Here is a 23,893-nt window from a genome sequence, read left to right on the forward strand (position 1 = left end):
TGCAAAAAATAGAAAAAAAAATCTTCATGAATGTGAATAACTTTTTATAACAGCGGCTTAATAAATATTTAAAGGGTTGAAATTTGATCAAATCCCTATTTTATGGGGTTTAAGGCGGTTTGAAGAAAGGTGAATTCAGGGTATTTTTAGATAAATTATTTCTTAAATCAGGAAGTTTTTTATCCTGTTTTGATACAAATGTAGAAGAACTTATTCACAACGATATCACAGTGTGAATATTACACAGTTTTAAAAAAAAATACATTTTTTTCACTGATTAAGAAATCTTTTAGTGTGATAACAGAGATAAACACTTAAAGGAATGATCAATCCAAAATCATTAAGGATATCTAAGACTCTTTGGATAAACTTCTAACTTAGCGACCCTCCTGGTGTGTTGGTCGCTTTTACTATTCATTTTATTACGCCAAATGAGCAAAGTTCATTTGACTACGTTACCACTTTGTTTTCTTCGGCAGAAAGCCCGTTTATTTTTTCTCCCTGCTTTTTTGATTTATTTCCAACTTCACTCTTTGTGCATGAGTTATGGCTACCGCCATCGCATCGGTAATATCCAGAGGTTTTATCTCTTTTGTAATCCCTAAAATCTGTTTCACCATAAATGCTACCTGCTCTTTTGCCGCCTTTGCTTTTCCGGTCAACGATTTTTTTACCTGCAACGGTGTATATTCCGCAAACATTCCAAACTCCTGTAAAAGCTTAAGAGTGATCGCTCCGCGAAACTGTGCCAGTTTTAAAACCGTTTTTGGGTTATGAGCATAAAAAATATCTTCCATTGCCACTTCATCGATTGTATGAGAATGAAACAGTTGTTCAATCGCTTCAGCCACTTGCGGAATCTGGTATTGAAGTTCTTCCGCCTTTATCTTAATAAGTCCGGCTTCAACAAGGCGCAATTTTTGTCCCTCGATCGCTATGATTGCATATCCGCAATTTCTCGTTCCCGGATCGATTCCCAAAATATTCATTATTTTTCCTATTCACATCAGTGAATAAACTCTATTCACATCTAATTTGATCCTAATTATAGGCAAAAATCGATATTATTCGTCAACACTATTCACAGGGTAAGGGAAAAGATGAATTCGATCGGTACACAAGTTTTAAATGCGCTCAAAAGTGAAATCAATGAGATTGACTATCAACGCTATATAAAACAACTCTCTTACGATGAAGCCGAATCAAAAAGCAACTTAGCCGTATTTCGCGCGCCTAATGCCCTTATTGCCAACTGGGTCAGAACTAAATTTGCCGACAAAATAGCTCATTTGTTTGAAATTAAAACCAATGTCAAACCAACCGTCTCTATATTGGTCAAATCGGCAACCTCCTCATCACATCAAAACGTCGTTGCCCCTGTTCCGAGCGAACGTCCGGGAGGTTCTTTACTTAATCCGTCTTATACGTTTCAAAACTTTGTTGTAGGCGGCTCAAACGAATTTGCCTTCGGAGCTGCAAAAAGCGTCAGTGAAAAACCGGGAATTGCATATAATCCCCTCTTTTTATACGGCGGTGTCGGTTTAGGTAAAACCCACCTTATGCAATCAGTCGGAAACGTCATGCTTGCACAGGGCAAAACCGTCATTTATACCTCTGTAGAACAATTTTTAAATGACTTTACCCGCCATCTGAGCAATCGGACTATGGATCGGTTCAAAGATAAATACCGCAAATGTGATTTGCTTCTGATCGACGATATCCAGTTTTTGAGTAACAAAAACCAAATACAAGAAGAGTTTTTCCACACCTTTGACGCATTGCGAAATGAAAACAAGCAGATCATTATCACCTCCGATAAACCCCCGAAAAAAATCGGCGGACTCGAAGAGCGTCTCAAAAGCCGTTTTGAATCGGGTCTTGTTGCCGATATTCAGCCCCCGGAACTCGAAACCAAAATCGAAATTATCAAGAAAAAATGTGAAATCAACCGTGTGAAACTCGACCGTGATGTTATTAACTACGTTGCAACGATTATTGAAAATAACACTCGTGAAATCGAGGGAATTCTTTCTAAACTCAATGCTTATTCACAGCTAATGGGTGTGGATATCACTATCGAATTTGCCCGAAATGTCCTAAAAGAACAAATGGCCGAAAAACGAAGCAATATTACGACCGATCTCATCATGGATACCGTAGCCAAAGAACTCAATATTAAACCGAGTGAAATCCGATCCAAAAGCCGAAATAGCAACATTGTATATGCGCGTCGTATCGCTATCTATCTCGCACGTTCTCTAACTCCGAACTCAATGCCGCAGCTTGCGCAGTATTTTGGAATGAAAGATCATACCGCCGTCAGTCATACGATGAAAAAAATCCAGGAACTCATGAAAAACGATGAAGATTTCCGTGTAAAAGTCGAAGAGCTCTCCAATAAAGTCTCAATGGCCACTTCCGAATAAAATTTCTGTTTGTAAAGAGGTTTTAAAAAAGATATAATTCGTACTAAGTGAATAGATGTGAATGAAACCAAATCGTTTCATCACATTGCAAAAGCAGGAGAGATGGGAGTTTATGGCGTGTTTTCACCCATTCACACCCCCTTATTACTAACTACTATAACTTATGATATATAATAATAAAGGGAGTCTTTTATGAAAATTACCGTTGACAAATCGGTTTTGGAAAATATCCTTCTACACCTACAGCCTTTTTTAGAAAAAAAAGATACCTCCCAAATCACATCACACATCATGCTTTCGACTGATGGTAGAACCCTTACAGCCAAAGCAACCGATTATGAAATAGGACTTGTCATTCAAACCAATTCCGTAACTGTAGAAGAACCGGGCTCTCTTACTGCTAACGGTAAAAAGTTGCTCGATATCATTCGTATTTTAAAAGACGAAGAAATCGAATTATCTCTTGATAAAGACACTCTTCACATTCGTCAAAAACGCTCAAACTTTAAACTTCCTACGTATAAAAGTTCAGAATTCCCTTCTTTCCCAACTACAGAAGGCAAACCGAATATTGTGATTAACTCTCACGTATTGATTGAATCCCTCAAAAAAATAACTCCTGCAGCCGATACCAATAATCCTAAATTTGAACTCAACGGAGCATTGATCGATATCAAAAGCAATCAAATCAATTTTGTTGCTACCGATACTCGTCGTCTTGCCCTTGTTCACATCGACAGCCAAAATGATGCAGAGCTTTCTATCATTGTCCCTAAAAAAGCAATTATCGAAATCCAAAAACTGTTTGCCGACAATATTGAAATCTATTACGACAACACCCATCTCATTATCAAATCCGAAGATTCACTTTTCTATACCAAACTCATCAACGGTAAATTCCCTGATTACAGCCGAATTATCCCTAGAGAAGCTCAACGCTCCATTACATTGCCGAAAAGCGCTATAGTGACCGCTATTAAGCAAATAACGACTATTTCCAATGATCTTAAACTCACGTTCCAACAAGACGCTATTTTGTTTGAAAGTTTAAGCGATGATAACATCGAAGCAAAAACTGCCGTAGAAATTGAAAACGGATTTGAAACTCCTTTTATTCTCGCAATCAACAGCCGTTATATCTTGGATTTCTTATCTCAAGTCAACAGCACTGAATTTACTCTCGAAGCAAATGAATCAAATCAGCCATTCGTAATCAAAGATGCAAATTTTAAAACAATCGTAATGCCGATTGTGATTTAACCTTTCCCTTTTTATCCCCATTTAAACCCTCTAGGAGGGTTATATCTTCATAAAACCTTCTTTTTAGTTTTTCTTCGCTAAAATAAAGCATTAAACACGCTTAAAAGCTGGAGCAACAATGGAAAATTACGGTGCTAGTAATATTAAAGTCCTAAAAGGTCTCGAAGCCGTTCGAAAACGACCGGGTATGTATATCGGTGATACCGGTCATCGCGGACTTCATCACCTGATCTACGAAGTCGTTGATAACTCGATCGATGAAGCGATGGCAGGACATTGTGATACGATCACGGTAACATTGACCAAAAACGGTACGGCGATGGTTAGCGATAACGGTCGCGGTATTCCTACCGACATGCATCCGACGGAAGGGATCTCTGCGGCTACGGTTGTTTTAACCGTATTGCACGCAGGGGGAAAATTCGACAAAGATACCTATAAAGTCTCAGGCGGTTTGCACGGGGTAGGGGTATCGGTAGTAAATGCACTCAGTTCCGATTTGAAAATGACCATTTTCCGTGAAGGTCAATCGTTTGAGCAAAATTTCAAATGCGGTATTCCTCAAGAACCGTTAGCGGTAACCGGAACAACTCGTAAACGTGGAACAACGATTGAATTTTTCCCAGATCCGTCTATTTTTACCGAAACGATTATTTTCGATTATGACTATTTGGCAAAACGGTTCCGTGAATTAGCCTATCTTAATCCGCGCATTACGATCATTTTTAAAGACGAACGAAACGGTGCGAGCAATACCTATCACTTCGAGGGTGGTATCAGCCAATTCGTTACTGATGTAAATAAAAAAACCGTTGTTGCGACTCCGTTTGCATTTAGCGAAAAAATCGAAGATATCGAGATGGACATCGCCATCATGTATAACGACAGCTATGATGATAAAACCTTCACGTTTGTCAATAACATCAATACCCCTAACGGCGGTACCCATGAAGCGGGTTTCCGAGCAGGGCTTACCCGTGTTATCTCAAACTACAACAAACAAAACGGTAATGCCAAAGAAAAAGATGTACCTCTAACGGGTGAAGACGTTTCCGAAGGGCTTATCTGTGTCGTTTCGGTACGTGTTCCCGAGCCGCAGTTTGAAGGACAAACTAAAGGAAAACTCGGAAATACCTACGTTCGACCGTTGGTGCAAAAAGTTACCTACGAAAAATTGACTAAATATTTCGAAGAAAACCCGATCCAAGCCAAAGCAATCGTTCAAAAAGCCCTTATGGCTGCACGCGGACGTGAAGCGGCAAAAAAAGCGCGTGAATTGACACGACGCAAAGATGCGATGACAGTCGGAACGTTGCCGGGTAAATTGGCAGATTGCCAGAGTAAAGATCCTTCAATCAGCGAATTGTATCTGGTGGAAGGGGACTCTGCGGGCGGTTCGGCAAAACAGGGGCGTGACCGTGTATTCCAAGCAATTTTGCCTCTCAAAGGTAAAATTCTCAACGTTGAAAAAGCCCGTTTGGACAAAATTCTCAAATCCGAAGAGATTACCAATATGATCACGGCTCTTGGATGTGGAATCGGAGAAGAGTTTAACGAAGAGAAACTTCGTTACCATAAGATCATTATTATGACCGATGCCGACGTCGACGGCAGCCATATTCAAACACTTCTGTTGACATTCTTTTTCCGATATCTTCCGAAAATTGTTGAAAACGGCTATCTGTATTTGGCACAACCGCCTCTATACCGCTATAAAAAAGGGAAAAAAGAGATTTACTTTAAAGACGATCGTGTGATGAACGCTTTCTTAATCGAGAACGGAATCGAAGCATTGGAGTCTGAAGAACTCAATATCGGTGTCAATGATCTTGTATCTTTCTTTAAAATGGTGGATCATTACCGCAGCACACTTGATGCTTTGGAACGCCGTTATGCTCTTGTGGAATTGATCCGTTATTTCATTGAAAATCCGGATTTAGTCGCATTACCGCTTCAAGAGTTGTACACTAAAGTTGAAGTATTCCTTACTGCAAAAGGGAATAATATCCTCAGTAAGAGTGTCAGTGATGAAGACATGCATCTCTTTGTACAAACAAAAGAGGGCTTGGAAGAACTTCATATCAATGATGAACTGTTTGCATCTCCGCATTTTGCCGAAGCGAACTATATTTATCAAAAAATTCAGGATTGGAATTTACCTTTAAAAGGTGATTTGTTAGAACTTTTAACCCAAATCACCGATTTCGCGAAGAAAGGCTCATACATCCAACGTTATAAAGGTCTTGGGGAGATGAATCCGGAACAGCTTTGGGAAACGACAATGACACCTGAAAATCGTGTATTGCTCCGTATTACGATCGAAGATACCGAATCTGCAGGTGATTCATTTAATCTCTTTATGGGTGATGATGTCGAACCTCGCCGTAACTACATTGAAACGCACGCTAAAGACGTCAAACATTTGGATATCTAATTTTTTATGACCTATACTGAACAAAAAGAGAGGGAACACCGTTTTGCATTAGCATTACGGATGGGATTACCGATCTTTTTTCTAAGTGCGGTTACCCTTACTGCCCTGTTTACACAGGCTTACACCACTTTTACCTCTTTAATCATTCTGTCTATTGCTTTGTTAGGAGTAATGGTCTATTTTATTTTTTATCTGATTTATCAAAGTACTCAGGAAAATATTACTGAAACGATCACACATACATTCACACCGGAATATTTTTCCCGTCTTTTTTCCAAAGCACTTACTAAAAATACGCAAACCCTTCTATTGATTACCGTTGAAAATTTATGGTCGATTAATGAACGCTATGGGATAAAAAACGGTGATATTGCTTTACAAAATACGGTGATGAAATTAGATCATTTTTTTTACGATAAAAAGATAGAAAAACTCCCTATATGCCGTTTTAAAGGGGGTGATTTTTTACTCTTTTTACCGGGTGAAAAAGAAAAATATAATTCTTTGATTGAATTATTGCTGAGTAAATATCAACATTATGTTGATAATGAAATTGAAGTCAGCCTTGAGGCAGTGATGCTCGATTCACGTCTTTCCGATGATATTGAGTTATTGATCAGCCGTTTGTACGAGCTTCATAATGACCGGATCAGTAGTGAAAAAGAGGAAATATATTCCATTAATCAACTGGAAAACGAAATCATTGAGGCACTGGATGAGAAGCGTTTTTCTATCGGATTCTGGCCGGTATGCTGTGAGACCCATCCGATTTATGATACGACCGTCAAACTGATTGATTCACAGGGAAGATTCATCCATCAAAGCCGCTATATTCCGGTTCTTAACAGAATCAACAGAATGCGCTGGCTTGAAAGCGATGTATTGGAAACAATTGCCACTTTATGTGATGAACGGAAACGGGATTTTATTGTGACCATCTCTCCCGTTACCTTGCGTAATCCCCATTTCTTTGAACATGCTATGACTTTATTTGAGCGTTTTCCGTCAGCTCGAAATAAAATAACGCTGATGTTTGAAGAAAAAGAGTATTGCTATCAATTAGAGCGGTTTGTGCACCAAATCAGCCATTACAGAAGAGCAGGGTATAAAATCGCTCTCGATCGTTTGGGAGGATATCATACGACGCTGTTGTATTTAAAAGAGTTGGAAGTGGATGTTGTCCGCTTTGATTCTCTTTATACCCGTCATATAAAAGAAGCGGGATATCAGAATATCATTCAGGGGCTTAATCTGAGTGCGCATTTGTGCGGAGCCAAAACATGGATATCCATGATAGAGGATGAATATACCGATAATCTTGTCCAATCGCTGAAAATCAACTATCGGCAAGGCAACTATCTAGGTAGAATTTTAACTATGGATCAAATATAGGTCAAAAAGGTTTTGTCCCTTTGGCGTTTAGATTAAATTAAAGGATAGATATGAAATACGGAGAACAAATTGTCGAAAATTTTGACATCGAAAAAGATTTCGAAATATGGCCGAATCAACATGAACGGGACTACGTGATTAAAGTAACATTACCTGAGTTTACCTGTTTGTGTCCGCGCAGCGGATATCCCGATTTTGCAACCATTTACGTAGAATATACGCCGGATAAATGGGTGGCTGAACTGAAAGCCATCAAACTCTACATTAATTCATTCAGAAACCGCCATATTTCGCATGAAAACAGTGCAAATGAGATCTACAGTGTATTTGAGCAAAAAATCGCTCCTAAGCGCTTAAAAGTGGTTGCAGATTACTACCCTCGCGGAAACGTTCATACAGTAGTAGAAATTGATAGTGAAAAAATAGTAAAAGAGAAATAATTAGAAGAAGGATAGATTCCCGATTCAATCGGGAATAGGGGAATACTAAATCAACCGAATTTACCGGTGATGTACTCTTGGGTAAGTTTTTCTTTCGGAGTGACGAAGAGTTCTTCGGTATGCCCGAGCTCAATGAGTTCTCCCAAATACATAAATCCGGTATAGTCGCTTACACGCGCTGCTTGCTGCATATTGTGGGTTACAATGATGATGCTGACTTTTTCTTTGAGTTCGATGACCAGTTTTTCGATCCCTTGTGTAGAGATCGGGTCAAGCGCCGATGTCGGTTCGTCAAACAAAAGAACTTCAGGCTCTACCGCAATCGCGCGGGCGATACACAAACGCTGCTGTTGACCGCCCGAAAGACCGTTTGCATCGTTTTTGAGACGGTCGCTTACCTCTTTCCAGATGGCCGCGTCTTTGAGTGCTTTTTCGACACGGTCACTCAGTTCCGTTTTGTTTTTAATCCCCTGCAAACGCATTCCGTATGCAACGTTGTCGAAAATTGACATCGGAAACGCGGTCGGTTTTTGGAAAATCATCCCGATTTTGGTTCGAAGATGGATCAAGTCTTCTTTGGCATCGAGGATATTACGTCCTTCGAACTCGATTTCCCCTTTATAGGCATTGCCGGGATAAAGATCGTGCATTCGGTTAAATGATCGCAAGAGGGTGGTTTTACCGCATCCTGATGGACCGATAAGCGCTGTAATCGAGTTTTTGGCGATCGGCATGGTCACTTTTTTCAAACTCGGTGCTTCAGCGCCTTTGTAAGTGAATTCAAAATCACGTACTTGAAGTGCGCATTCGTCTTTGATATCGATAATACTTGCCATAGGTTATTTCCTTTTTCCAAAGAATAAGATAAGTCGTCCCACAATATTGAGACCCAGAATAAACATCGAAAGGATAAAGGCCGCTGCCCATCCCAGCTGTTGCCAATCATCGTAAGGGCTGATCGCATAGTTAAACATCGTAACTGTAAGCGAAGGCATCGCATCGTTCAGATTGGTTGTAAAAAAGTTATCGTTAAACGAGGTAAAGAGCAACGGTGCCGTTTCCCCTCCGACACGTGCGATACCGAGTAGTACACCGGTTAAAATCCCGGCTTTGGCACCGCGATAGACGACGTCCATGATCACTTTGTATTTCGGTGCGCCGAGGGCAAATGCCGCTTCCCGAAGTGTACCGGGTACGAGCTGAAGCATATCATCGGTCGTGCGTAAAATGATCGGAATCATAATGATGGCCAGAGCTATAGAACCTGCCCATGCACTGAAGTGTCCCATCGGCATAACGACGACGGCGTAGACGAACGCTCCGATAACGATTGATGGTGCAGACATCATAATATCGCTGATGTCACGGATCAAATGGGCAAGTTTTGAGTTCTTACCGTATTCACTGAGATAGGTTCCGGCTAAAATACCGAGAGGAACACCGATAACGGTTGCCAATCCGACAAGGATAGCTTGACCGACGAGCGCATGTTTGAGACCGCTTTCCTCATATCCAGGAGGAGAACCTTCAAAAATGAAAATATTCCAGTTGAGAGCACCGACCCCTTTCATGACTAAAACGCCCAAAATCCAAAACAAAAATGCGATAGCGATAACTGCACTCAGTGTTGAGAGACCGAGGACGATTTTATTGACTAAAACCCGTTTTTGGACCGCTGTCATACTCCTCTCCTTTCTTTACGTAAAAAGTAAAACTTGGCGACTGCGATGACAACGAAACTCATCACCAAAAGAATCAGAGCCAACTCGAACAAGCTCGAGAAATAAAGCGATCCATCGGCTTCGGCAAACTCATTGGCGAGCGTTACCGGAATAGAAGTGGTCGGATCGGTAATCGCCTTTGGAGTGTGATGGACATTCCCCATAACAAATGTAACCGCCATTGTTTCACCGATTGCCCGGCCTAGCGCCAAAATGATCGAACCGATGATTCCGGCACGTGCATAAGGGATGATAACATCTTTGATAACATCCCATTGCGTACCGCCGAGGGCATATGCTGACTCTTTGAGAATATCAGGCGTCGTATTCATCGCATCGCGGGTAACCGCTGCCATAAACGGCAAAATCATGATGGAGAGGACGATACCGGCGCTGAGAAGACCGATCCCCATTCCGCCGAATATATCGCGGATAATAGGGACAAAATAAAACAATCCCCACATACCGTAGATGACGGATGGGATAGCCGCAAGGAGTTCAACGCTCACTCCGAAAAAGCCTTTGATTTTGTCGTGAGCGATTTCACTAAGGAAAATTGCAACACCGATGGCCACAGGGATAGCAAAAAGCATTGCTAAAAATGTCGAAGCGACCGAGCCGAAAATGGCGGCATATGCACCGAATTTTTCGAGATTCGGAGCCCATTCGTCTTTGGTTATAAAATCAAAACCGAATGCGTGAATAGCTTCCAATGACTGGTTAAAGAGCTCTACGAATATCCATGCGACAATCACGAGGATTAGCAGGGCGCTAAAACGGGTTAGATTGGAGAAGATTTTATCGATCATGCAACACCTTGCCTTAGAATAGGTAAGAAATTTTATTACATCATGATTACAACACTGTTACGAGCCACTTTAATGCCCCTTCATGCGTGCTGAATTCTTGATTAAGTTGGGCTTCATAGGCCCTATCCAAAATACTTTTGAACGTTTCAGACGGCGTCAATCCGGACGCAATCAGATCCCGTCCCATTAGCAGCGGCTGAGGCGGTTCATACAATACGCCCAAGGCTTTTGCACGCTCAAATAGCCAATCTCCGGCTTCAAAAGATTTCGGTATTGTACCGATAAAAGTGCGTCCGTAAAAATCGGCTTTGGCAATGTGGATTAGATCCTCGATACACGCATGTGTACTGAGACGAAGAATTTCACTGTCCGAAGCGTGAGTTTTATGTAGTTTCCTCGGTGAGCCGTGATACCGGATTAGAGGTAAAACAGCATCGATAAGAGATTTGTCTTCTGTAATTTTAGATAACCATGCTCGGCCAATATCGACTCCGCGTTCAGCATGTTTCGGGGCATTTAAAACGCCATCGGCAATAATAGTAGAATCGGGTTTCCCGATATCATGCAGCAGCATCGCTAACATTAAAATCAGGTCATGTTTACTCTCTCCGGTACGGATGGAAGCCATGACATCTATGCCCATCAGCAGATGGTTCCATACGGAGCCCTCAGGGTGAGATTGAGGATCTTGAGGTGTGGTTTCAAATCGATCGAGCGGAGAGAGAAAAGCAAGTGCACCCATCTCTTTTAGCAGGATAAGCCCGAGTGAGGGACGTGCGCTCTGGAGCAGAAGTTTTTTCAGCTCTTCAAAAATACGTTCTTTCGGAAGTTCTTCAAGTGCACCATGTTCGATCATACTCCGACATAATTCCAGCAGACGCTTATCGCAGGTTAGTTCAAATCGTGCCGCAAACTGTACGGCACGCAATACTCTCAACGGATCGTCGATAAACGTTTCGGGATCCACACACATTAGACGTTTGTTTTTTAAATCTTCTACCCCTCCGAAGGGATCAAGCAGTGTTTTTGTGATGGGATCGTAACCGATAGCATTGATGGTGAAATCACGTCGACGGGCGGCGTCGGTAAAATCAATATCGCTTTGCCATGCTACATCGAATCCTTTATGTCCGAATCCGGACTTGGATTCGGTGCGAGGAGGGGCAAAATCAATCGTATATCCTGCATAGGCCAGCTTTAGGACGCCGAAGCTTTTACCGATGAGATTCAATTTTCCAAACGGCTGGAGGAGTGTTTCGAGCGATTCAATCGAATGGACTCCATAGAGCTCGATATCCAGATCGTTTGTCGGATGCCCTGTGAACGTGTCACGGACAAATCCTCCGACAAGTATCGGTTTAATTCCGGCCCTGTCAAGATGTTCTATCAGGTGCAGTAAGGGGTCGGGAAGGGAGATCATTTTTTGGTCAGTTTGTTTTTTTGGATTAAAGAATCAAGCGAAAAGCCAAATGTTGAACCGACTCCCAATGTACTCTCGATAGTGAGGGTGGAATCATGGAGCTTGAGGATATAGCTGACGATAGAGAGCCCCAGCCCCATTGAATTGTCCCAGCGGTTTTTATGGACACGATAAAATTTAGAGGTGACTTTATCGAGCTCTGAGTGAGCGATACCGATCCCTTTGTCGGTAACGCTAAAACTATGATCGCTAAGGGTAACACTTACCTCTTCTTCGGAATATTTGAGCGCATTATCGATAAGGTTGGTAATGATGAGTTCGATCATCGTTCGATCGGCGTATACGGTTTTGGAAAGCCCCATATACTTGATAGAACGTGAAGGATATTTGATCTGCAAAATAGAGATCGATTCATGGCAAACTTCGGAGATGTCAAATAGGGTCGGTTTGATCGAGAGATCGTTGTTTTCAAGTTTGACAGAGAGTGCTAAGCGGTCTAGCATGAGGGTTACTCGATGGGTATTGGCAAGAATTTTGTCCAGAAATTTTTCTCTGATTTTAGGATCAATATTCAAGTCATCGTGCAATGTCTCGGCATATCCCATGATCGCGGCAATCGGATTTTTAAACTCGTGGCTGATGGCTGAGAGAATATCATTTTGTTGTTTGTTGATGAGACGAAGTTTGGCAGTGTGCTTACGTTTTTGTTTATCGCGGTTTTGGAGCTTTTTGACCAAGTTTTTGAGCATTATCGAAATTTGTAAAAACTCGCGGAAATATTCGGGTTTGAGAATGGCTTTATAGTTTTTAGCGGAGATTTGATCTAAATAATGGGTTATTTGCAAAATATCATGACGTGCTTTTTTCGATATTTTATAGGCGATAACAAGTGCAATGGCAACCAACACGGTAAAGGCGATAAAGAGTTTGATCCAAAGCGTATAGAAGTGGTCCATAACTCCTTTTAAACTCATGGAAAGACGAAAATAGAGTATGCCGTGCGGAGTGGATATTTTTTTTGCAACATAAACAAAGTCGGTTTTTAGAGTTTTGGAGTAGCGAATCGTAATTCCGTAAGGCTTTCGCATCGACTCCATGATTTCAACACGGTTCGAATGATTTTCCATCGTTTTTTTATCGGTGTCGCTTTCAGCTATGACCACTCCGTTTTCTGCAACGACCGTTAAACGCAGATGGGCTTTTTGTGCGATAGAGTGGGCGAGAGAATCGAGATCGTTAGAAGCAACGATTTGGGGTTCAAGAAGCTCAATACTTTGTATAAGCCGCTCTTTACCATCCTCGATAATCATTGTTTTGAGGGTATAAAAACTAATAACCGAGGCAACCAAAAGGGCGGCGGTAAAGAGACCTAATATATTGAGGAAAAAAAGCTGATGGATTCTTAGCACAGGGTATATCCGACTCCCCGTACGGTTTTAATATATTCTTTGGTCTTGTCGGGATCAATTTTTTCTTTGAGACGGTTGATGGCGACGTTTACGGTACGGTCTTGGAATACTTCTTCGCCTCCCCAGACGTGTTCGAGGAGGTAATCGCGGTCCAAAACGACATTTTGGTTTACAATCAATGCATGAAGAAGATCAAATTCGAGTTTGGTCAGTTCGATGTTTTCACCTTCTATCGTTACAGAACGTGCCGCGAGATTGAGAACAATATCGCGGTAGGTGAGATTCCCCTCGGATGAGAGTTTTTTTGTACGGCGCAGCATCGCCTTGACCCGGAGTACAAGCTCTTTCATGCTGAAAGGTTTGGTAATATAATCGTCTCCGCCGCGCTCAAATCCTTGCTCGATATCTTCATCTTTATGTTTGGCACTGACAAAGATGACGGGAGTATGAATCCCTTTTTTACGGAGTGACTCGACAAACTCACTCCCCTCGGCACCGGGGAGATTGCGATCCATTAATATCAAATCAACATGTTCTTCTTCTAAAACTTCCTGGACATGTTTCGTCGTTAAAAAACCGATCGTTTCAAAACCTTCTTTGGCAAGATGATACTCCATCAGTTCCAAAATATCTTTTTCATCTTCGACGATCACAATTAACGAACTCACGGCTTGTCCTTTCTTTTAGTTGTAGAGTTGAATCTCTCCGCCTTTTTGTGCGTAGAGCATGAGCGAAGCGATATTAACGGCACGATCACCGATACGCTCCAATTTGCGCAATGTTCCCAACACTTTGACGTATTCGATTGAGAGTTCATTGGCATTGATAATCAGGGTTAAAAGCTCTTTTTCCATAATTGAAAAAAGATCATCGTTTTTAGACTCTTCAACCATGACTTTGCGATACACATCATCTGCGTCGCATCGTTCCATGTCTTGCAAACATTCTGCAATGTATTGTAGCGCATGCAGAGTCGTTTTGTGCAGTTGAACAATTGCACTGCTTAAAACAGTCATATCGCATCCGCCGGCACAATGGTCATGCAAACGTTTGCTGTATTTTTTAACCGCATCGCCGATGCGGTCGATTTCGTTGGTCATTTTCAAATACGCTACCAATAAGCGTAATTCGTCCGCTTCAGGACCGAAAAGGGCAAAGGTTTTGATGATTTCATTGTCGATCTTATTGGCGTCAAGTTGAAGATTTTTGAGATAGACCCGTGACGTCTCGTACAAATCAATGTTGTCGTTTTCGAAAGCGTGGAGAGTCTCTTCGCTTGAGTGGATGATTTGAGATAGTAGAGTTGAAATCATTCCACGGATTTCGTTCAGTTTGTTTTCATAGCGTGGTAGCATTCATGTGCCTTTATAGTAAATGATAGTGCGCGATTATAACGTTACTTTATAACCGTGAGATTACAGAGGGACTTTGTGCTTTGTAATCGTTTCGTTACCCGAAGCTTTTACAATGTCGCCATCAAATACCAAGGACATATCCAATGCTAAGCAAAGTTACTAAAGGTTTCGTAATCGCAGCAGTTGCAGCGACATCAATCATGGCCGCCGACAAAATCAGTGGAGCAGGGGCTACATTCCCGGCACCATGTTATTATGATTGGGCGTATAACTACCAAAAAGCGACACATACTCGTGTTAACTACCAAGCAATCGGTTCAGGCGGCGGTATTAAACAAATTTCTGAACGTATCGTAGATTTCGGCGGAACTGATGCTCCGATGACTCCTAAAGAACTTGCTGCAGCAAAATTGCTTCAATTCCCTGCGGTAATCGGTTCTATCGATGTTGTTGTAAACATCCCGGGTGTTGCGGATGAACAACTTAAACTTAAAAACAGCGTTGTTGCTGACATCTTCGCAGGTAAAATTACTATGTGGAATGACGCAGCTATCGCAGCGGACAATGCAGGTGTAAAACTTCCGGCTGAGAAAATCATCGTTGCTCACCGTTCAGACGGATCAGGAACTACGTATGTATTTACAGACTTCTTGAGTGAAGCGTCTAAAAACTGGAAAAGCCAATTCGGTGTCGGTAAAGCGATCGGTTGGGCAACAGGTATCGGCGGAAAAGGGAATGAGGGTGTAACAAACCTTATCAAACAAACTCCTTACACTATCGGATATGTTGAAAACGCATATAAAGAGAAAAATCACCTTACAGCGGCTACGCTTCAAACTGCGAGCGGAAAATGGGTAAGTGCACGTACTGCAAACTTCCAAGAGGCAGTTAAACAAGCAAAATGGAGCAAAAAAGACAGTTTCTATAGCTCTCTTGTAATGCAAAACGGAGATAAAACATATCCGATCGTTGCAGCTACATTTATCCTTATGCCGAAAGAAAAAGCGGAAGCGAACCAAGAAGTAATCAAATTCTTTGACTACGCATACCGTAACGGTGATGCAGCAGCGGTTAAACTCGGCTATATCCCTCTTCCTGTTGAAACAACAAACCTTGTTCGCGAATACTGGGCAGAAAACAAATAAATTTCATTTCTCATCCCCCCACCCTTATGGGGTGGTACCTCTAAGCGTATAATGTACGTTTAAAGGTGCCCCAGTGGCACATTTAATCTCTCTTCTTCTTTCAATTCCTTAAGTTTTTCAAGTCTGTCCTTGCGTATGCGTTCAGGCTTGAGTTTTTTTGTTGCTTTTCCACTATTAATTATTTATTTTCCTTATCGTAATCATTTTGTAATGTAACACGCATGTAATCTATTTTTTCTACAATGGTGCCACTAAATAACAGGAGTGAATCTTATGAAAAAAGTAGCGTTATCTGCCCTTGCTGCGGCAATGATGAGTGGTGCAGTTTATGCCGATACATTAACACTTTATACAGATGCTAAAACAGGGCAAGTATTTACGACCCCGGGTGAAGGCCGTACAGAAATGGGTGATTTCATCGATGCAAAAAGTGTTGATATGGCTCAACGTGACAGTGAGTCAGCATTTTCTGAGTACAAAGAGGGGATGAAAAAATACGTTAACGTTAAATCTCATGCTAAAACTCTTGATTTCAGCGGTACACATTACTTCGGTTTAACAAGTAACACATACGGTGCTAACAATGCTCAAGGCAATGATACATCTAGAGGTTTCGAATTCCGTCGTAACTATCTTCAAGCAAAAGCATTTTTCACTGATAAAGATTATTTCCGTGTAACAATGGATACAACAGATGAGCTTGAATCATCAACCGGTAATGCAAACATGTATGTTAAATATGCATACTTATACCTTGATAAAGTTCTTCCATACACCGGTGTAGAAATCGGGGTTGCTCACCGTCCATGGATCGACTATGAGGAACATAACTCATGGTACTACCGTTCAATCAACAAAGTTATTATGGAAGACAAATTCAGTGTAAATCCTACTACTGGTAAAAGCCTTGCAGTTGATACAATGAACTCAGCTGACCTTGGTGTGAATTTCCAAACTAAAACTCCATATTTCTCAAGCGAACTTGGACTATTTGACGGTGAAGGGTATCACCCGGCTACGAATCAAAAATTGAGCACTGGATTGTCAGAAGAATGGCGTTTGACTGCTCACTTAATGGGCAACGGTGAAAAAGTCGGTAAATACAAATTGGATCAAGACACTTATGCAAATATTTCATTTGCAGGTATCAGAAGCCAAGACGAAAAGTATGATGGGTCAACACAAAATGACAGTCAAACATACGATAAAAATGCATATTGGTTCCACGCGGTTTATAGCCAACCTGAATTCTTGATTGCAGCACAATACGATGTAACAAAATATGAATATGCGACCACTAACTCAAATGATAGAAAACTTAAAACTTGGTCTGTGAATGGTGAAATCCGCCCGGTAAAAGACTGGACAGTATTGGCTCGCTATGACAGCGTAAAAACAGAATATACAAACAATGCTGCAAACAATACCAACAATGTAAATGACGGTACACAAATCATTTACGGTGTAGCATATGACTATAACAAAAACGTTAAATTCATTGCTTCTGGTAAAACAGTAAATGCAAAACAATCAGACCTTGCAGGTGCATTGTCAACTGATGCCGGTGCAACTGTCGGTGACATGATCGACAAACAAAGCTGGATGCTTACAACCGAAGTTAACTGGTAATCCTTTAACGACGTATTCTTTCTCCTTTTCTTCCCGCATCTGCGGGAATGATTTTCCTTCATTTGTTTTCCGCTACAATACTTCCCAAACCAATTTAAAAGTAAGTCCATTATGATCACAGTCAACTTGATATTCACAATCGCAGGATTGCTCTTTGTTCTAATCGCGTTAGTCGGAATTTATGTATGGAGTTCGAAGGGCAAAGTACCTCCATCCACCTCTCCGGAGTCAATCGAGACCTTTGAATCGCTCAGTGCCGTAATCCAAAATCGTGCTTCGAGCAATGCGCAGCTGAATCATGCGGTTGAGATGATTGTAAACCATTTCGGAACGATCTCACAGTCTGCGCTTCCTGTCTATAAAAATCTGCTCGAATCACTATGTATCCATCCCCACACCGATTCCAAACTTGTTTTACGGTTTGAGAAAGCACTTCGTCAGGCAAATCCTAAATATTCACATGAAATCGAACAGGCCCTTGCGCTCGGATTGGCTGCGCGGGGATAATTAGCGCATATATTCGATCGGTACTGTAACCGGTACGTTCTCCCGAGGTTTCGGGAAGAGAGAAGCAGATGATTTTATTAATTCTTTCGCCGCATCATCGAGCGACTCGAAGCCGGAGCTTTTAACGATGCGGATGTTGTTTGCTTCACCGCTCGGCGTAAAGTCAAACGCTATGATAACTTCTCCGGACTGTTTTAGATTTCGTGCTATCTTTGGAAATACTTTTCGTTGATTTAGAATTTCCTGAACCTTATCCGCATGGGCATAAACGTATTCTTCTTTTTGATGCTTAGGAGGTTGTTCTTTCGGTTGCGCAGCCGGTACTTTAACTTCTGTCGGCTCGCTGAGCGATGCTTTGGCAATAACAGGTACCGGAGGCTGTGGTGCAGGAATAACGGCTTTTGGTACGGGTGCAGTATTTTCAACTGCAGGTTGAATTTTAGGCGGAGTTACGACATGCGGTTGTACCGATTTAGGTACGGCTGTCGGCTTTGGAGGTTCCGGAACAGATTTTTTGGGTTGAACCAGAGGTGTTACTGGCTGAGTAGAGGGCTGAGATAAAATCTTGAGAGCGATTTTTTCTACGAATATCGGCTCTTGTTTTCGCAGTACACTGATTCCCCCGAAAAAAAGGGTGATCAGCGCGATATGAATACCTACTGAGAGGATAAACGGCTGAGTTGTTCGCACGTTTTCCAAATGATTACGGGAGTTTAACTTCTACTTTGGACGAAGCACGGAGTGATTCTGTCGTTTTGTTCATGTATGCTTTGAATTTTTCAACTTTTAAAAATTGAGCGATCTCTTTTTTGACTTGATCATAGGAGAGTTTTTTATCCCCTTGTTTCATTTTGTCGCCGTTAGCATCGTAAAACGCTTTGGTTTCCGCATCGGTTACCGTGATTTTTGCCATTTGCTGTTTCATCCACATATCGACGGCAAGATCATCTTTGATTGCAGCGTATTGCGCTTTAAACGCAGCCGTATTTTCTATACCGCTTTTGAGGACTTGATCTTTGATCAACTTTTGATTCACAAGTTGATCCACCACTTGTTTTTTCATTTTAGGATCCAGTTTATCAAAACTCATACCCGGGATCGCTTTGGCTAAAAAGGCGTTGGCATCGTTAGAGGTAATCGCTTTTCCGTTAACGGTAGCAAGTGTAGTCGGAGCTGCAAAAGCAATAGAAGAAGAGAGAACGAGTGAAGCTAAGAGGTGAGATAATCTCATAGAGTTCCTTTTGAACAAAAAATTATGTAATTATAGTGAGTGTTTGATACAAAAAGGTTAATGTCCGTAATAAAGCGGCACGAATTGATTTTCACGTTGGAATTGACTAGAATAGAGGGATGGATACTACCGAAAACGATACTTTACAACATGCAGTGTACGAACAGGCATTAGCCCTCTATCAGGCAGGGAACTATTCTGAAGTGTTATTTGGGATAGAGAGGGTTGTCCCGGAAGCGGTAAGCGTATTGCTGCTGAGTATCGCCGCGTACAGTGCCAGTGCATTGGGAAGGGATGATAAAGCGGAAAAGTATTGGCGCAGTGCTATCGCAATGAACGATGGTGCTATTGATGCATATAATGAGTTGGGGATACTGTTAAAGAATTTAAAACGATTCGATGAATCCGAATCGGTGTATGCTCAAGCGATAAAACGTGCTCCGAAGGACGCCAAACTCTATAACAATCTTGCCAATCTTCATAGAGAAACGGGACGTTTTGAAAAAGCGGAAGAGGAATATAAAGAGGCGATTTCGCACGATCCGCAGTACGCCGAGGCCTATCGAAATTTGGGAACGATGTACAAAGAACTGCACCGTTACGAGGAAGCTGAATCGGCGTATAAATCGGCATTACAGATAGCACCCGATTGTGTCCGTACCCAAGCCAATTTAGGGTTCTTACTCCTCGAACTCGGTCGTTATAAGGAAGGGTGGCCTTTGTATGAAACACGGTACGATCCGCGTGTCAACTCTTCATTTCCTGCATACGAATTTTCATGTGATCAATGGCGCGGCGAGCCGCTGGAGGGAAAAACGATTTTACTCGTATCGGAGCAGGGGTATGGGGATGATATCCAGTTTATCCGATTTGCGGCACTGTTAAAAGAGCGCGGGGCAGAAATAACGCTCATGTGCAAACAACCTTTGCGACGCCTTTTTTCGGAATTATCAGCGATAGACCATATTCTAGACGTGACAGAAACGCCGCCAAAACATGATTTTTGGAGTTTTCTTTTAAGCGTTCCGTTGTATTTGGAAATGACGCTGGAGACGATACCCGATCGATTGCCGTATCTGAAGATACGGCCTGAATGGGTTACAGAAAACCTGATACTGCCTGAGGGGGGATTCAAGGTAGGCTTGGTGTGGAAAGGATCTTCGGAACACGGCAATGATACTAATCGTTCTCTTCACAGTTTTGGCTCATTGGAGCCGTTATGGTCGGTGCCGAATGTGACCTTTGTGAGTCTGCAAAAGGGGATGTTAAGTGACAATCAGGTGAAACAGCCGATCATTGAGAGAGCGATAGAGGATTTCGCCGATACGGCGGTACTGATTTCCCAGCTGGATTTGGTGATTTGTGTCGATACCTCGGTTGCCCACCTCTGCGGTGCGTTAGGCAAAGTGTGCTGGGTATTGCTCCCTTTTGTCGGATGTGATTGGAGATGGTTGCGAGATAGGGATGATTCCCCGTGGTATCCGAATGTGATGCGTCTTTTTAGACAGAAAACGCCAAGCGGATGGGATGATACGGTTGCGAAAATAGTTTCGGCGCTATCGGATGAGGTAGCGAAACGATTACTTAAATAAAATTGATTTTATTTCTATTCTATAAATATTAATACTTGTTATCAATATAGAGTGCTATATTTCAATCAGTGCAGGACAAAATGATTTTCTAGTCTGGTCATAGAGAATGTGACTGAGAAATTTAAAAGAATCTAAGAGAGTGATTTCCACCCGTTTTGGATTTTAAAATACGGAAAGGATTTACAATGAATACTCGAGGTACTTCAATGCGACAAGTCGCATTAATGAATTTTGGACCCGATGAAGTGGATGTAATGGGCAGTTTGGATACCCTATGGGTGCAAACAATGGATCTAAGACACGACAATGTTCTACTCTATCCGCTTGATATCATGGTCGAGGACATCGGAGAACTCTATCCGATGAAATACATCGACAAAGACAATTTTATAAGCTATGAGGCCGAAAACGGTTCTCCATGGCTTCTTTCCAGATCACTTCACATTGATGACATCGATGCATTTTTTCAAGTCTATCTGCATCTTGATGAACAAGAAATGGCGGCGTGATGATTCAGCCCGATAGCTAGGCTTTCCTAGTTATCGAGTGACTGCCTCATTCATCTATCGAATCTTTCTCTCTATACTTTTTTTGGTCAACTTTTATTTCTTGAATAACGGATACGGCGGTAGACACGTATTATCCAGCGTTTAAGATGGCCTGAACGGTTGGAAAACCGGTTACGTAGGCGGATAAGTATGGAGTGTACTTGCTGATACAGCAAGCTGCTGTGGAGCCTGTCCAACTGAACCATCACCCAGCCGTAGCACAGCGCAAACCATCGGTAGGAGAGAAGTTTCTCTTTTCCGTGTTGCAAAATGCCGAGCGCAACGACAATGAGCGGTATTTTCATCGTATAAAGGAGTCCGGCACTTAAAAGATGCAACTGGGCAGCCAGAATCGCAGACAAAGTACCGATCACTTCACCTACAGCAAACGGGACCATGAATAAGATCAAAACACTCAGAGGACTGGCTTGGAACTGAATGTAGTCCAAAAAACGCCGATAGAGGTGAAATGCATTAATAAATCGTATGATCGGCGCAACAGCACTTTTCCAGATGAGTTCCTCGAAAATCATATAGAGAAAAATGAGAAGAACAAAAAAGCTGTTTCGAATACGTCGGAGTAATGGGTTCATAAGAAGAGTATTATACTTTAACATAGAGTATAAACGGTGTTGAATATAACTAACACGAATCTATATTGTTTGGCTAAAAGAGATAGTGAATGGTAGATGATTGAAAGTATGTGTGTACTGGTGGACCCTAGCTCAACCAACACATACCTATTTTACGATGTTTTTTAGGTATTTATGTAAAAAAGGTACGTTATAAAGTACATTATAATCCTTGCTTGTCGAGGCTATGAGAGAGGATTAAACCCAAAATAACCCAGTGGGTTTTCACCCCTTACGAATGGGGGTGCATAATGGGCTTATGAATCTTTTTTGATCTGCACCCATTCCTAAAATATTAATGGTCCTTTATACTTTTGCCCCTGCTTCACACGCTTTATCATAAAGTTCTTTTGTACGCTCTGCACACTCACCCAATAAGTCAAGGAGAATCATGGTTACTTCGCTGTTTACGCCTTCATCGGTTAGAGTGCCGTGTCGCTCTGATTCTCTTATGGCTGATGTAATATGACCTATTGCATAGATTCTGTCGCTTAGCAACTCGTAATCTGTTCTCATTTGATTCGTCCTTTGTTAATTATATGTGAACTAATTAAATAAAATAGTACACTATAAATGTGCTGTAAGTCAATAGCTATCACACATTATAAATGAACCTTTGCTATAATTTAGCTCATTAATCATGTACATAAAGGCTTTTAGTGGATAGTAACGAATTTGAAATGAGTTTAAAAGCGGTCGGACTGAGTAAAAAAGAGTTCTCCGAATTGGTAGGGATGAACTATAACTCTGTTGTTAATTGGAATAAAGGGGATGTTCCGTCGTGGGTTCCGTCGTGGGTTGATAATTATGCAAAGAGTAAAGCATTTGATATAATGGCTGATACGGTCGATAATATCCGCAATAAGGGCTAAAAACCCTCTTTGTGTAATAAATTATTTCCAATATAATTCGCATTATGTTAACCAGTAAATCCCTATAAATAGGCTCTTTAAGTTTAGAGCGTAAAATCTCAACCTTAAGCCGATTGACTCTTAAATGAGCAAACCCCACAAAATAGGGCTTTTATCTTTTTTTAGCTCTTAAGGTTAGAGAAAATCACCTCTTTTTAACTCCCTATCTTAAGCCTCTTTATTCGTTGTTTTGTATAAATCATAATAATAGTGTTGCGTTTTTTTACGATAACCCATAAATTACGGCATTAGAGCACCCTTTTGGTGTTGCGTTTTGCTGTTTGAGCAAGAAAATAGGTGTTGAGAAATGTTGAGATTGATTTCAAGTTTTTTCAAGTTCTGAACCATAATTTTTAATTGGAGTTGTGCGCCCATTTTAGCGTTCATTGTAGTGTCTCCTTTTCTCTATAAGCCCCTACACAATGAGCTTTTAGTGTGTCCTTTGTGTTCATTTCTTTGCCCACTTACTGCTAAGTTTTTACTACGTTTTTGTATCGAACTTTTGCTGTTGAATTTTTACTTATAAGCCCCACAATCAAGGGGTTAAGGTGTTGAATTTCCATAGGGTTATCTTAGGGTTTAAACGTGACTGTGATAGCCGTATCTTTGAATAATGGGTGTTTCCTCATTATCTCCTTGATCTTCTTTCGTGCTTTCGCTTCGAGTGCTTTGCGCTGTTTGCTGTTCATACATTCCCCTCGATGGTGTCTATGATCTCTTTCATATCGTGAAGCGGTATTGCTATGTGTTGGGCGTTCGGTATCGTCACTGTAAACTCAATGCGCCACAATGGAGCGTTTAAACCGTTCTTTAGTGCCTTATTATAGATAATCACTTTCTCGATCATCTGAATGTTTGGCGTGTTAATATAAACGCTGTCTTTGTAGTGAGTGAGATTAAACCGCTGGAATGACCCCTTAAATGTAGACACTTTTTAAGACGCCGATTATGTCGATATGACAGAAGCGAAAGGCGACAGGAGAAGTGAATGCCACCGAGATATACAGACGAGTTCAAACAAGAAGCTGCCAG

Annotated in this window: 24 protein-coding genes; 11 read left to right on the top strand and 13 right to left on the bottom strand. The window is 41.5% G+C overall.

Going from position 1 to position 23,893, the window contains the following annotated elements:
* Positions 1–488 precede the first annotated feature (488 nt).
* Positions 489–989: a crossover junction endodeoxyribonuclease RuvC gene (gene ruvC, locus PHE37_RS12265; RefSeq protein WP_299994290.1), complete on the bottom strand. Its 501-nt coding sequence runs from the start codon at positions 987–989 to the stop codon at positions 489–491.
* A gap of 111 nt (positions 990–1,100) precedes the next feature.
* On the opposite strand from ruvC, the gene dnaA reads away from it, so the two are divergent.
* The 5 genes from dnaA (at position 1,101) to queF (ending at position 7,952) form a co-directional block, all read left to right on the top strand.
* Positions 1,101–2,426: a chromosomal replication initiator protein DnaA gene (dnaA, locus tag PHE37_RS12270; RefSeq protein WP_299994292.1), complete on the top strand. Its 1,326-nt coding sequence runs from the start codon at positions 1,101–1,103 to the stop codon at positions 2,424–2,426.
* A gap of 192 nt (positions 2,427–2,618) precedes the next feature.
* Positions 2,619–3,686, top strand: a complete 1,068-nt coding sequence (gene dnaN, locus PHE37_RS12275; RefSeq protein ID WP_299994294.1) for a DNA polymerase III subunit beta — start codon at positions 2,619–2,621, stop codon at positions 3,684–3,686.
* A 118-nt stretch (positions 3,687–3,804) separates the two neighbouring features.
* Positions 3,805–6,120, top strand: a complete 2,316-nt coding sequence (gyrB, locus tag PHE37_RS12280; protein WP_299994296.1) for a DNA topoisomerase (ATP-hydrolyzing) subunit B — start codon at positions 3,805–3,807, stop codon at positions 6,118–6,120.
* A gap of 6 nt (positions 6,121–6,126) precedes the next feature.
* Positions 6,127–7,512, top strand: coding sequence for an EAL domain-containing protein (locus PHE37_RS12285; protein ID WP_299994298.1), 1,386 nt, complete (start codon positions 6,127–6,129; stop codon positions 7,510–7,512).
* Between the two features lie 50 nt (positions 7,513–7,562).
* Positions 7,563–7,952, top strand: coding sequence for a preQ(1) synthase (queF, locus tag PHE37_RS12290; RefSeq protein WP_299994299.1), 390 nt, complete (start codon positions 7,563–7,565; stop codon positions 7,950–7,952).
* Between the two features lie 50 nt (positions 7,953–8,002).
* Here the strand turns inward: queF and pstB are convergent, their stop codons facing one another.
* Genes pstB through PHE37_RS12325 form a run of 7 tightly spaced genes read right to left on the bottom strand, consistent with a single transcriptional unit; the run spans position 8,003 to position 14,666 of the window.
* Entirely contained in the window at positions 8,003–8,788 is a 786-nt protein-coding gene (pstB, locus tag PHE37_RS12295) for a phosphate ABC transporter ATP-binding protein PstB (RefSeq protein ID WP_299994301.1), read from the bottom strand.
* A 3-nt stretch (positions 8,789–8,791) separates the two neighbouring features.
* Positions 8,792–9,634 (bottom strand): phosphate ABC transporter permease PstA, encoded by an 843-nt coding sequence (pstA, locus tag PHE37_RS12300; protein WP_299994304.1) that lies wholly within the window; start codon positions 9,632–9,634, stop codon positions 8,792–8,794.
* Positions 9,631–10,482 carry a phosphate ABC transporter permease subunit PstC gene (gene pstC, locus PHE37_RS12305; RefSeq protein WP_299994306.1) on the bottom strand — a complete coding sequence of 284 codons (852 nt, stop codon included), beginning with the start codon at positions 10,480–10,482 and terminating at the stop codon, positions 9,631–9,633. Before pstC ends, pstA begins: the two co-directional genes overlap by 4 nt.
* Before the next feature lie 46 nt (positions 10,483–10,528).
* Positions 10,529–11,902, bottom strand: a complete 1,374-nt coding sequence (locus tag PHE37_RS12310; RefSeq protein ID WP_299994308.1) for an HD domain-containing protein — start codon at positions 11,900–11,902, stop codon at positions 10,529–10,531.
* Complete coding sequence (locus PHE37_RS12315; protein ID WP_299994309.1) at positions 11,899–13,311, bottom strand: HAMP domain-containing sensor histidine kinase; 1,413 nt, start codon at positions 13,309–13,311, stop codon at positions 11,899–11,901. The genes PHE37_RS12310 and PHE37_RS12315 overlap by 4 nt, the downstream gene beginning before the upstream one ends.
* On the bottom strand, positions 13,305–13,979 hold the full coding sequence (locus PHE37_RS12320) for a response regulator transcription factor (protein WP_299994311.1): 675 nt from the start codon (positions 13,977–13,979) through the stop codon (positions 13,305–13,307). Before PHE37_RS12320 ends, PHE37_RS12315 begins: the two co-directional genes overlap by 7 nt.
* A 15-nt stretch (positions 13,980–13,994) precedes the next feature.
* Positions 13,995–14,666, bottom strand: coding sequence for a PhoU domain-containing protein (locus PHE37_RS12325; protein WP_299994313.1), 672 nt, complete (start codon positions 14,664–14,666; stop codon positions 13,995–13,997).
* A gap of 143 nt (positions 14,667–14,809) precedes the next feature.
* Here PHE37_RS12325 and pstS point away from each other — a divergent pair, with 143 nt between their 5' ends.
* The 3 genes from pstS to PHE37_RS12340 all read left to right on the top strand — a co-directional run bounded on the left by pstS (position 14,810) and on the right by PHE37_RS12340 (position 17,947).
* Positions 14,810–15,811, top strand: a complete 1,002-nt coding sequence (pstS, locus tag PHE37_RS12330) for a phosphate ABC transporter substrate-binding protein PstS (protein ID WP_299994315.1) — start codon at positions 14,810–14,812, stop codon at positions 15,809–15,811.
* 273 nt (positions 15,812–16,084) lie between these two features.
* Positions 16,085–17,440, top strand: coding sequence for a hypothetical protein (locus PHE37_RS12335; RefSeq protein ID WP_299994316.1), 1,356 nt, complete (start codon positions 16,085–16,087; stop codon positions 17,438–17,440).
* 111 nt (positions 17,441–17,551) lie between these two features.
* Positions 17,552–17,947, top strand: coding sequence for a hypothetical protein (locus tag PHE37_RS12340; protein ID WP_300008681.1), 396 nt, complete (start codon positions 17,552–17,554; stop codon positions 17,945–17,947).
* Here PHE37_RS12340 and PHE37_RS12345 read toward each other — a convergent pair whose 3' ends face one another.
* Together PHE37_RS12345 and PHE37_RS12350 are read right to left on the bottom strand one after the other, a co-directional pair.
* Positions 17,948–18,637 carry an energy transducer TonB gene (locus tag PHE37_RS12345; protein WP_300008683.1) on the bottom strand — a complete coding sequence of 230 codons (690 nt, stop codon included), beginning with the start codon at positions 18,635–18,637 and terminating at the stop codon, positions 17,948–17,950.
* 13 nt (positions 18,638–18,650) lie between these two features.
* A complete protein-coding gene (locus tag PHE37_RS12350; RefSeq protein ID WP_299994323.1) occupies positions 18,651–19,178 on the bottom strand; it encodes a hypothetical protein in 528 nt (175 codons plus the stop codon).
* A gap of 119 nt (positions 19,179–19,297) precedes the next feature.
* Between PHE37_RS12350 and PHE37_RS12355 the strand changes: the two genes are divergently transcribed.
* Positions 19,298–20,770 carry a tetratricopeptide repeat-containing glycosyltransferase family protein gene (locus PHE37_RS12355; RefSeq protein WP_299994324.1) on the top strand — a complete coding sequence of 491 codons (1,473 nt, stop codon included), beginning with the start codon at positions 19,298–19,300 and terminating at the stop codon, positions 20,768–20,770.
* 185 nt (positions 20,771–20,955) lie between these two features.
* Positions 20,956–21,279 (top strand): hypothetical protein, encoded by a 324-nt coding sequence (locus tag PHE37_RS12360; RefSeq protein WP_299994326.1) that lies wholly within the window; start codon positions 20,956–20,958, stop codon positions 21,277–21,279.
* A gap of 86 nt (positions 21,280–21,365) precedes the next feature.
* Here the strand turns inward: PHE37_RS12360 and PHE37_RS12365 are convergent, their stop codons facing one another.
* Positions 21,366–21,911, bottom strand: coding sequence for a hypothetical protein (locus PHE37_RS12365; RefSeq protein ID WP_299994327.1), 546 nt, complete (start codon positions 21,909–21,911; stop codon positions 21,366–21,368).
* Between the two features lie 345 nt (positions 21,912–22,256).
* Positions 22,257–22,466: a hypothetical protein gene (locus tag PHE37_RS12370; protein WP_299994329.1), complete on the bottom strand. Its 210-nt coding sequence runs from the start codon at positions 22,464–22,466 to the stop codon at positions 22,257–22,259.
* 143 nt (positions 22,467–22,609) lie between these two features.
* Here PHE37_RS12370 and PHE37_RS12375 point away from each other — a divergent pair, with 143 nt between their 5' ends.
* On the top strand, positions 22,610–22,822 hold the full coding sequence (locus tag PHE37_RS12375) for a hypothetical protein (protein WP_299994331.1): 213 nt from the start codon (positions 22,610–22,612) through the stop codon (positions 22,820–22,822).
* Positions 22,823–23,546: 724 nt separating this feature from the next.
* Here the strand turns inward: PHE37_RS12375 and PHE37_RS12380 are convergent.
* Positions 23,547–23,792 carry a hypothetical protein gene (locus PHE37_RS12380; protein WP_299994333.1) on the bottom strand — a complete coding sequence of 82 codons (246 nt, stop codon included), beginning with the start codon at positions 23,790–23,792 and terminating at the stop codon, positions 23,547–23,549.
* Between the last annotated feature and the right edge of the window lie 101 nt (positions 23,793–23,893).

It is taken from the genome of Sulfuricurvum sp. (genome assembly GCF_028681615.1).
Lineage (GTDB): Bacteria > Campylobacterota > Campylobacteria > Campylobacterales > Sulfurimonadaceae > Sulfuricurvum.

Coding starts and splice junctions, on each gene's coding strand:
- pstC (WP_299994306.1), bottom strand. CDS start 10,482: ATGATCGATAAAATCTTCTCCAATCTAACCCGTTTTAGCGCCCTGCTA.
- PHE37_RS12355 (WP_299994324.1), top strand. CDS start 19,298: ATGGATACTACCGAAAACGATACTTTACAACATGCAGTGTACGAACAG.
- gyrB (WP_299994296.1), top strand. CDS start 3,805: ATGGAAAATTACGGTGCTAGTAATATTAAAGTCCTAAAAGGTCTCGAA.
- PHE37_RS12365 (WP_299994327.1), bottom strand. CDS start 21,911: ATGAACCCATTACTCCGACGTATTCGAAACAGCTTTTTTGTTCTTCTC.
- PHE37_RS12360 (WP_299994326.1), top strand. CDS start 20,956: ATGAATACTCGAGGTACTTCAATGCGACAAGTCGCATTAATGAATTTT.
- pstB (WP_299994301.1), bottom strand. CDS start 8,788: ATGGCAAGTATTATCGATATCAAAGACGAATGCGCACTTCAAGTACGT.
- PHE37_RS12310 (WP_299994308.1), bottom strand. CDS start 11,902: ATGATCTCCCTTCCCGACCCCTTACTGCACCTGATAGAACATCTTGAC.
- PHE37_RS12335 (WP_299994316.1), top strand. CDS start 16,085: ATGAAAAAAGTAGCGTTATCTGCCCTTGCTGCGGCAATGATGAGTGGT.
- pstA (WP_299994304.1), bottom strand. CDS start 9,634: ATGACAGCGGTCCAAAAACGGGTTTTAGTCAATAAAATCGTCCTCGGT.
- queF (WP_299994299.1), top strand. CDS start 7,563: ATGAAATACGGAGAACAAATTGTCGAAAATTTTGACATCGAAAAAGAT.
- ruvC (WP_299994290.1), bottom strand. CDS start 989: ATGAATATTTTGGGAATCGATCCGGGAACGAGAAATTGCGGATATGCA.
- PHE37_RS12350 (WP_299994323.1), bottom strand. CDS start 19,178: ATGAGATTATCTCACCTCTTAGCTTCACTCGTTCTCTCTTCTTCTATT.
- PHE37_RS12370 (WP_299994329.1), bottom strand. CDS start 22,466: ATGAGAACAGATTACGAGTTGCTAAGCGACAGAATCTATGCAATAGGT.
- PHE37_RS12325 (WP_299994313.1), bottom strand. CDS start 14,666: ATGCTACCACGCTATGAAAACAAACTGAACGAAATCCGTGGAATGATT.
- dnaA (WP_299994292.1), top strand. CDS start 1,101: ATGAATTCGATCGGTACACAAGTTTTAAATGCGCTCAAAAGTGAAATC.
- PHE37_RS12285 (WP_299994298.1), top strand. CDS start 6,127: ATGACCTATACTGAACAAAAAGAGAGGGAACACCGTTTTGCATTAGCA.
- dnaN (WP_299994294.1), top strand. CDS start 2,619: ATGAAAATTACCGTTGACAAATCGGTTTTGGAAAATATCCTTCTACAC.
- PHE37_RS12340 (WP_300008681.1), top strand. CDS start 17,552: ATGATCACAGTCAACTTGATATTCACAATCGCAGGATTGCTCTTTGTT.
- pstS (WP_299994315.1), top strand. CDS start 14,810: ATGCTAAGCAAAGTTACTAAAGGTTTCGTAATCGCAGCAGTTGCAGCG.